This window comes from Geminicoccus sp., from assembly GCF_035556675.1.
Taxonomy (GTDB): Bacteria; Pseudomonadota; Alphaproteobacteria; order Geminicoccales; family Geminicoccaceae; genus Geminicoccus.
This window is the reverse complement of the sequence record NZ_DATMFZ010000241.1, coordinates 1-7,510: the sequence shown is the minus strand read 5'-3', so window position 1 is coordinate 7,510 and position 7,510 is coordinate 1. Positions and strand designations below refer to the sequence as shown.

The following is a 7,510-nucleotide window of genomic DNA, read 5'->3' as shown; positions in this document are numbered from 1 at the left end:
AGCCAGATCGAGCTGGTCCCGCTCGAAGGGCGGCGGCTGGTCCTGGAAAGCACCCGCGACATCACCGAGCGGCAGCGCTGGATGCAGCGGCAGAACCTGCTGCTCGACGAGCTCACCCATCGGGTCAAGAACACGCTGACCGTCGTGCAGTCGATGGCGCGCCAGACCCTGCGGACGTCCCCAGACCCCGAGGAGTTCGCCGAGCGGTTCGAAGGCCGGATCGCGGCCCTGGCGGCCGCCCACAAGCTGCTGGTCGAATCGCACTGGCAGGGGGCCAGCCTCGTGGCCCTGATCGAAGGCCAGCTTCAGGCCTATGTCGACGGCAATTCGGCGAGGCTCACCGTCACGGGCGAACCCATCACCCTGCCGGCCGACCTGGCGACACCGTTCGGCCTGGTCCTGCATGAGCTGGCCACCAATGCCGAGAAGCACGGCGCCCTGTCCGACGATCATGGGCGCGTGGCCCTTTCCTGGCGGTTGACAGGGAACAATCGCAGGCACTTGGTGGTTACTTGGCAGGAGAGCGACGGGCCTCCGGTGCATCGTCAGGAGCGGAACGGCTTTGGCAGCGTGCTGATCCAGAAGGGGATTCCCGGCGCCAAGGTGCGCCATGAGTTCCTGCCGGGCGGTGTGACGTGCACGATCGAGCTGGAAATCCCTGAGGCCGAGCCGCGCGATGAGGACGACTGGCCGGAGCACATGGCTGGAAGGAGCCAGGGTCTTCATCGCGGACGATGAGGTCCTGATCGCCTTCGATCTTGAGGCGACCTTCCAGGGTGTCGGGGCCCAGGTGATCGGGCCATGGTTCACCTTGCCCGAAGCCATGGCGAGCGCCGAGCGCGACCATATCGATGTCGCGGTGCTCGACTTTCGCCTGGGCACGGACACCACCGAGCCCGTCGCACGTCTCCTGGTGGAACGGCAGATCCCGTTCCTGTTCTATAGCGGGCAAAGACTGCCCGAACTGCTGAGCCGCCACGGCCACATGCTGGTCGAGAAGCCGGCGATGAACGACCGTCTCGTCGAGGCCGTTGCACGGCTCCTGAACCGTCCCTGACCGGGACGATGCCCCGCGGCCGGCTTCCGCGGGGCATCCCCCTCACCGAAAGGGCGGGATCAGTCGGTCTTCAGCCGGTAGAGCACCTCCTGCGGCACCGGCTCGGCGATCCGCCACTGGTCGATCACCTTGCCCTGGCCGCCGCCGACCTCGGCGATCAGTTCCAGCGGCCGGTCCTGGATGTGCAGCATCGGCGTGAAGGTCCTGGGGCCGAGCAGGGTCGGCTCGTCCGTGAAGCTGTTCATCACGTCGACCACCGGCTGCGCGTCGGTGGTGCCGGCCTTCTCGACCGCCTTGGCCCACAGCTCCATGAAGGCCCAGATCGGGAAGGCATACTGGGTGGCAGGACGGGCACCCCAGCGCTTCTCGAAGCGCTCGGCCAGCTCGTTCACCTCGGGCCGGGGATCGTCGCCATAGGCCGAGGCCTGGATCGGGACATAGAAGTCCTTCAGGCCAGGCACGGCATCCTGCCAGTACAGCCCGTCCATCGACTGCGAGCCGAACACCGGGATGTCGATCCCGGCCGCCCGGATCTGCCGCAGCGCGCCGGGCGCACCCGGCATGGAGGAGCAGAGCACCAGCACGTCGACCGGCTTCTCGGCTGCCACCGAGCGGAAGCGGGTGATCTGCGAGGCGATCGAGGCATCGCTGCCCTTGAACACGTCGCGGCCGACGATCTCGCCGCCGACAGCCGGGAACCGCCAGTCGAAGCCGGCGCAGGCCGACTTGTTGTACTCGAGCGTCTCGTCGAGCAGGACATAGGCGGTCTTGTAGCCCTTCTTCTCCATGCCCCACTCGGCGAGCGTGGCGCCCTCGACCTGGGCGGCGTTCGACGAGGTGAACGACAATGGCCCCACCCCCATCACGCCCGCCTTGGGATCGCCGGCGCACAGGAACACGGAGACGACGCCGGCCTGCTGTGCCTGCAGGGCGGCGGGCGCCCCATAGTCGTAGTCGCAGGTGGCGAACACCACCACGGCCCCCTCGCGCAGGACGCGCTGGCCGGCCTTGGCGCCCTCGACCCGGTCGGACTTGGTGTCGGCCGAGACCTCCTTGAGCTGCCTGCCGAGCAGGCCGCCCTTGGCGTTCTGCTCCTCCATCCAGAGCAGCGCCATCTTCTTCGAATCGCTGTCATAGGCGTTCATGGCGCCGGAATCGGCGACCGCGAAGCCCAGCACGATCTCGTCCGCGGCCTGCGACGGCAATGCGCCCATCGTCAGCGCTGCACCCAGCGCCAGCCCCCCCAACAATCTCGATGCGGCCATGCGTTTACTTCCCCCTGTAGGTGCTGTGCGGCCGGCCTGCGCGGCAGGCTGGCATTCGCCAGGGGTACGAGCAAGCCACGTACCAAGCCGGCTGGCAACGGCCGAAGCGCGCCCGCGAGAGGACTTGCATGGTTCTTGCTGCATCCGCGTGGACAAAATTCCAGCTCCGCTCCCAGAATGAACCCATCAGGGAGCTTCGTTTGTGATCACACGCGATGCGAGGTGGCGTCGAAATGACCAGCAGACCGACCATGACCGCCACCGGGGTCGAGCAGTCGCAGGCGGCCAGCCTCGCGGCACAGAATGTTTCCGTCCGCTTCGGCGGTCTCACCGCGATCGGTGACGTGACGCTCGGCCTGGAGCGGGAGAAGATCCTGGGCCTGATCGGGCCGAACGGGGCCGGCAAGACCACGCTGGTCAACTGCCTGACCGGCTTCCAGCGGCCCACCGAGGGCAGCATCCTCTTAGGGGGCCAGGACACGGCCGGCTGGAGTGCCGAGCGGTTCCGGCACCAGGGCGTGGCCCGGACCTTCCAGGCCGGGCGGTTGTTCAAGGACCTCACCGTCGTCGAGAACGTCGAGGTGACCGGCACCGGCATGGGGCTGGGCCGGCGCCAGGCTCATCACCTGGCCATGGAGCTGCTGGCCTGGCTGGGCATGGCCGACAAGGCCGACATCGTGGCGGGCACCCTGCCCTATACCGACGAGCGCCGGGTCGGCATCGCCCGCGCCCTGTTCCTGGGCCCGGCCTTTCTCCTGCTCGATGAGCCCGCGGCCGGCATGGCGGACGCCGAGTGCGACGAGCTGGCCCAGATCGTGCTGGACATCCCCAGGACCTTCACCTGCGGGGTCCTGCTCATCGAGCACAACATGCGCATGGTCATGGGGACCTGCGACTTCATCCATGTGCTGGACAGCGGCCGGACCATCGCCGAGGGCACGCCGGCCGAGATCCAGCGCAACAAGAAGGTATTGGCCGCCTATCTGGGCGGCGAGGGCGAGAAGCAACTGGAAATGGCGGAGGGCCATCACTGATGCTGGAGGTCGAGGATCTGGCGGTCAGCTATGGCGGCACCATCGCGCTGGCCGGCGTCGCCATCTCGGTCAAGGAGCGCGAAGCGGTCTGCGTGGTCGGCCCCAACGGCGCCGGCAAGTCGACCCTGCTGGCGGCGATCGCTGGCGGCGTGCCGCCCAAGCGCGGGCGGATCCGATTCGACGGCAAGGACCTGGTGGGCATGCGTGCGGAGAACATCGCGCGGCTCGGCATCTCGCTGGTGCCGGAAGGCCGCCACGTGTTCGGCACGCTGACCGTCGAGGAGAACCTGTTCATCGGCACCTACGCCATGAGCGACCGGCGCCACGCCCAGAGCGATGCCGAGCAGCTGCTGGGCTACTTCCCGCGGCTGAAGGAGCGCTGGCGCCAGCCGGCCGGGCGGCTGTCGGGGGGCGAGCAGCAGATGCTGGTGATCGCCCGGGCGCTGATGACCCGGCCGCGCCTGGTCATGGTCGACGAGCCGTCTTTGGGCCTGGCGCCCAAGATCGTCGACACCGTGTACGCGACGCTGCTGGCGCTGCGCGCCGAGCGCGGCCTGACCCTGCTGGTCAACGAGCAGAGCTCCGACCGGATGCTGAAGTTCAGCGAACGGATCTACGTGCTGCGCAACGGCCGCATCCTCCTGCACGGCAACACGGCCGACCTGCAGGACGGCGAGGCCATCACCCGCGCCTATTTCGGCTTCGACGAGCACGATATTTCTGCCACGAGCGAGGCCGCGGCATGATCAACTTCGCGCAGACCTTCATCGACGCCCTGTCGCTGGGCAGCCTCTACGCGCTGGCAGCGCTCGGCATCGGCCTCCTGTTCGGCATCCTGCGGCTGATCAACTTCGCCTATGGCGACCTGATCACCCTTGGCGCCTATGCGCTGATCATCCCCTCCACCGAGGCGGTCGCCACCCTGTTCATCGGCGGCTGGCCATGGTTCATGGTGATCATCGCGGTAGCCGTGATCGTGGTGGCGGCAGCGCTGCTCTCCGACCTGCTGGTGTTCCGCCATATCCGGCGCGCCGACCCGGCGACGCTCATGATCGCGTCCTTCGCGGTCAGCTTCGTGATCCAGAACGTGATCCTGATGTTCTACGGCTCGCGGCCCAAGAGCGTCGATCTCTGGTCGAACCTGAACTACCAGATCGCCGTGGGCGGCCTGCGCATCCCGCTTTTGCAGATCGTCACCATCCTGGCCACGCTGGTCCTGATGGGCGGGCTGACGCTGCTGCTCAAGCGCACGGCGCTGGGCATCCAGATGCGGGCTGCCGCCGAGGATTTCCGGATGGCCCGCTATCTGGGTGTGCGCGGCAATCTCGTGATCGGTCTGGCGTTCGCGATCTCGGGCGTGCTGGCGGCGGTGGCCTCGCTCCTGCTCCTGTCGCAGACCGGCACGCTCAGCCAGACGATGGGCGTGCCGCTCATGCTGTTCGCCTTCATCGCCACCGTGGTGGGCGGCATGGGCAGCCTGATCGGAGCGGCTACCGGCGGCTTCGCCGTCGCCTTCGCGTCGGTGTTCCTGCAGGCCTACCTGCCGGACGATCTCCGGCCGTTCCGCGACAGCTTCGTGTTCGGGATCGTCATCCTGATGCTGCTGTTCCGGCCTGCCGGCCTGGTTCCCACCAAAGCCCTCGTGGAGCGCGTATGACCGACACCGCCCAAAGCCGCTTCCTGCGCGCGGCCCTGCCGGTGCTCGCCCTCCTCCTGGGCGTCACCGTGATCACGGCCCTGGTGGCGCTGCTCGGCAACGACGAGATGGCGCTGACGGTCACCGAGGCCCTGGTCCGCCTGATCGTGGTGGTCGGGCTGTCGGTGTTCATCGGCAATTCCGGCGTGGTCTCGTTCGGCCATATCGGCTTCATGTGCATCGCCGCCTATGCCGCCGCCTGGGCCACCTGCAATCCGATGTGGAAGCAGCTCATGCTCACCGGCCTGCCGGTCTTCCTGCAGCAGGCGCAGTATCCGTTCTGGGTGGCGGTGGCCGGCGGTGCCGTGCTGGCGGCCGTCGTGGCGCTGCTGTTCGGTGCCGTGATCCTGCGCCTGTCCGGCATCGCCGCCTCGATTGCGACCTTCGCCTTCCTGGCGATCGTCAACAATGTCTATTCCAACTGGGATTCGGTGACCGCGGGCGTCAGCTCGATCATCGGCATCCCGACCGTGGTCGGCCCCTGGACCGGGCTGGCCTTCGCGCTGGGTGCGATCGTGCTGGCCTTCTGGTTCAAGAACTCGCGCTTCGGCCTGATGCTGCGTTCGACCCGCGACGACCCGGTGGCGGCCCGCGCCTCGGGCGTCAGCATCGTGCGGGTGCGGCTCGCCGCCTTTGTGCTCTCCGCCTTCATCGTGGGCATCGGCGGCGCGCTCTACGTGCAGTTCCTGGGCGTGGCGACGGTGGACATGTTCTACCTGCAGCTCACCTTCATCACGCTCGCCATGCTCATCATCGGCGGGATGGGCAGCGTCACCGGCGCCATTGTCGGCGTGTTCGCCGTCACCGTGTTCGTCGAGTTCTTCCGCTTCCTGGAATCCGGCGTGACGATGGGCGAATCGGTTCTGGCCCTGCCCGAGGGCTCGCAGGAGATCGCGCTCGGCATCGGCATGGCGCTGATCCTGATCTTCCGGCCCAAGGGGCTGACCGGCTCTCGCGAGTTGCGGCTGCCGGGCCTGGGTTCCAGCCGCAGGGCCATGGCCCCTGCCCTGCCCACGACCGGGGCCACGGCCAGAAGCTGAGGACAGGTGGATGAAGTTCAATCACATGGCCCAGCGCGTGGCGCCGGAGCATTTCGACAGCGTGGTCGCGATGTTCCAGGCGGAGCTGGGCTTCGTCGAGCTGCGCCGGACCGGGCGGTCGGTGTGGATGCGCCAGCCCGGCACCAATGTCGACCTGCAGCTCAACCACAGCAGCGAGACGGGCCGCGATGCCGACAAGCGCTTCTCCCAAGTCTCGTTCCTGAGCGACACGCCCCGGGCCGAGCTGGAGAAGCTGGCGGGGTGGCTGCGCGAGCGCGGGATCGCCGCCGAGGTCGGCAGCTATTCGGAGCGCGAGTTCTATCTCGATGCGCCCGAGGCCTTCGTCGACTTCGTGGTCGAGGCGATGCTGCCGGAGCTGGCGGATTACGGGATAGAGGTCTGACCGGCTGACCGGTCCGGCGCATGGTCCGGCCGGCTCATGCCGCCGCGGCCTCGCTCCGCCGGGCCATGGCCGTTTCCCGGACCGGCGGCAGGCCGAACATCCGGCGGTACTCGCGAGTGAACTGCGACACGCTCTCATAGCCGACCGCGAACGCCGCACTGCTCGAGGCCATGCCTTCCGACAGCATCAGCCGCCGCGCCTCGATCAGGCGCAGCTGCTTTTGGAACTGCAGGGGCGAGAGCGAGGTGACGGCACGGAAGTGCTGGTGGAACGAGGACGGGCTCATCCCGGCGACCGTCGCCAGACGCTCGACCGGCAAGGGCTGCGCGAACTCGGCCCGGAGCAACGCGACCGCGCGCGCCACCCGCTGCGCATGGCCGCCCGGCCAGCCGAGGCGCCGGATCGCCGGCCCGTGCCGGCCGGCCAGCAGCCAGTAGTGCATCTCGCGCAGCAGCTGCGCCTGCAGCACCGGCACCGATGCCGGGCGCTCGAGCAGGCGCATCAGCCGCAGCGCTGCGTCCGCAACCTCGGCATCGGTGGGTTCGACCCGCACCGGCCCAGCGTCCTCGGCCGGCACCAGCCGCATGGCCTCCACCAGCTCGGCGATCAGCGCCAGATCGAGGTCCAGGACGAGCGAAAGATAGGGCGCCACGACGCTTGCGCGCATGATCTGGCTGACGGTCGGCACGTCTGCCGTGATCAGCAGCGAGTCGCCGGCGGTGAACGTGAAGGCTTGGCTCCCCATCGTGACCTGCTTGGTCCCCTGCAGCACGAGGCAGACGAGCGGCCGGGAGATGTCATATTGCAGCCCGCTGGGCGCGGTCGCACGAATGGTCGTCAGGCTGGGGATGGGAGTCCGGGCGATGCCGGCCGGGTCGGCATGGGCCTCGGTGTAGCGGCGAACGGCTTTGAGCAGGGAGTCGTCCATGCCTGTTCCTACCTCAGAACGGATCGCTCCGTGAACTCGCTTTGGAGGATCAGGCAAACAACGTCGGGTTTTTGGCAACAACGGCCG

9 protein-coding genes are annotated in these 7,510 nt (G+C 68.1%); 7 read left to right on the top strand and 2 right to left on the bottom strand.

Annotation, left to right across the window (positions count from 1 at the left end; all coding sequences use genetic code 11):
• Positions 1-738, top strand: a 738-nt coding sequence (locus VNS22_RS17100) for a sensor histidine kinase (protein ID WP_325734520.1), incomplete at its 5' end; no start/stop codon positions are given.
• Positions 677-1,057 (top strand): hypothetical protein, encoded by a 381-nt coding sequence (locus VNS22_RS17095; RefSeq protein ID WP_325734518.1) that lies wholly within the window; start codon positions 677-679, stop codon positions 1,055-1,057. The genes VNS22_RS17100 and VNS22_RS17095, both read left to right, overlap by 62 nt.
• 59 nt (positions 1,058-1,116) lie before the next feature.
• On the opposite strand, the gene VNS22_RS17090 is transcribed toward VNS22_RS17095, so the two are convergent.
• Positions 1,117-2,322: an ABC transporter substrate-binding protein gene (locus VNS22_RS17090; RefSeq protein WP_325734516.1), complete on the bottom strand. Its 1,206-nt coding sequence runs from the start codon at positions 2,320-2,322 to the stop codon at positions 1,117-1,119.
• Between the two features lie 233 nt (positions 2,323-2,555).
• Here VNS22_RS17090 and VNS22_RS17085 point away from each other — a divergent pair, with 233 nt between their 5' ends.
• From VNS22_RS17085 to VNS22_RS17065, 5 genes are read left to right on the top strand one after another with little or no spacing between them, the layout of a single operon-like run.
• Positions 2,556-3,356: an ABC transporter ATP-binding protein gene (locus VNS22_RS17085; RefSeq protein ID WP_325734514.1), complete on the top strand. Its 801-nt coding sequence runs from the start codon at positions 2,556-2,558 to the stop codon at positions 3,354-3,356.
• The gene (locus VNS22_RS17080) at positions 3,356-4,102 is read left to right on the top strand and encodes an ABC transporter ATP-binding protein (RefSeq protein ID WP_325734512.1); all 747 of its coding nucleotides are present in this window, start codon (positions 3,356-3,358) and stop codon (positions 4,100-4,102) included. The genes VNS22_RS17085 and VNS22_RS17080 overlap by 1 nt, the downstream gene beginning before the upstream one ends.
• Positions 4,099-5,013, top strand: a complete 915-nt coding sequence (locus VNS22_RS17075) for a branched-chain amino acid ABC transporter permease (RefSeq protein WP_325734510.1) — start codon at positions 4,099-4,101, stop codon at positions 5,011-5,013. The genes VNS22_RS17080 and VNS22_RS17075 overlap by 4 nt, the downstream gene beginning before the upstream one ends.
• Positions 5,010-6,092 carry a branched-chain amino acid ABC transporter permease gene (locus VNS22_RS17070; RefSeq protein ID WP_325734508.1) on the top strand — a complete coding sequence of 361 codons (1,083 nt, stop codon included), beginning with the start codon at positions 5,010-5,012 and terminating at the stop codon, positions 6,090-6,092. The genes VNS22_RS17075 and VNS22_RS17070 overlap by 4 nt, the downstream gene beginning before the upstream one ends.
• 10 nt (positions 6,093-6,102) lie before the next feature.
• A complete protein-coding gene (locus VNS22_RS17065) occupies positions 6,103-6,495 on the top strand; it encodes a hypothetical protein (protein ID WP_325734506.1) in 393 nt (130 codons plus the stop codon).
• A gap of 34 nt (positions 6,496-6,529) precedes the next feature.
• On the opposite strand, the gene VNS22_RS17060 is transcribed toward VNS22_RS17065, so the two are convergent.
• A complete protein-coding gene (locus VNS22_RS17060; protein ID WP_325734504.1) occupies positions 6,530-7,423 on the bottom strand; it encodes an AraC family transcriptional regulator in 894 nt (297 codons plus the stop codon).
• Positions 7,424-7,510 lie beyond the last annotated feature (87 nt).